This window comes from Aquabacterium sp. A7-Y (assembly GCF_026153205.1).
In the GTDB taxonomy this organism is placed as follows: Bacteria; Pseudomonadota; Gammaproteobacteria; order Burkholderiales; family Burkholderiaceae_C; genus Caldimonas.
This window is the reverse complement of sequence record NZ_JAPFBW010000084.1, coordinates 1-943: the sequence shown is the minus strand read 5'-3', so window position 1 is coordinate 943 and position 943 is coordinate 1. Positions and strand designations below refer to the sequence as shown.

Below are 943 nucleotides of genomic sequence, written 5' to 3'. Positions count from 1 at the left end.
GGGCACGCCGACTACGTGAAGAACATGATCACGGGCGCGGCGCAGATGGACGGCGCGATCCTGGTGTGCTCGGCCGCTGACGGGCCGATGCCGCAGACCCGCGAGCACATCCTGCTGGCGCGCCAGGTGGGTGTGCCGTACATCATCGTGTTCCTGAACAAGTGCGACATGGTGGACGACGCCGAGCTGCTCGAGCTGGTCGAAATGGAAGTTCGCGAACTGCTGAGCAAGTACGAGTTCCCCGGCGACGACACCCCGATCGTCAAGGGCTCGGCCAAGCTGGCGCTGGAAGGCGACAAGGGCGAGCTGGGCGAGCAGGCCATCATGAAGCTGGCCGAAGCGCTGGACACCTACATCCCGACGCCGGAGCGTGCCGTGGACGGCACCTTCCTGATGCCGGTGGAAGACGTGTTCTCGATCTCCGGCCGCGGCACGGTGGTGACCGGGCGCGTGGAGCGCGGTGTGGTCAAGGTCGGCGAGGAAATCGAGATCGTCGGCATCAAGGCGACGCAGAAGACCACCTGCACGGGCGTGGAGATGTTCCGCAAGCTGCTGGACCAGGGCCAGGCCGGTGACAACGTCGGTATCCTGCTGCGCGGCACCAAGCGTGAGGAAGTGGAGCGCGGCCAGGTGCTGTGCAAGCCCGGCTCGATCAAGCCGCACACGCACTTCACCGCCGAGGTGTACGTGCTGAGCAAGGACGAAGGCGGCCGCCACACCCCGTTCTTCAACAACTACCGCCCGCAGTTCTACTTCCGTACCACGGACGTGACCGGCGCGGTGGAGCTGCCGAAGGACAAGGAAATGGTGATGCCCGGCGACAACGTCTCGATCACCGTCAAGCTGATCGCACCGATCGCCATGGAAGAAGGCCTGCGTTTCGCCATCCGTGAAGGCGGCCGCACCGTCGGCGCCGGCGTCGTTGCGAAGATCATCGAGTAAG

Annotated in this window: 1 protein-coding gene; it reads left to right on the top strand. The window is 65.2% G+C overall.

Going from position 1 to position 943, the window contains the following annotated elements:
- On the top strand, positions 1-942 hold a 942-nt coding region (tuf, locus tag OOT46_RS30625), incomplete at its 5' end, for an elongation factor Tu (protein ID WP_265407405.1).
- Position 943: the final 1 nt, after the last annotated feature.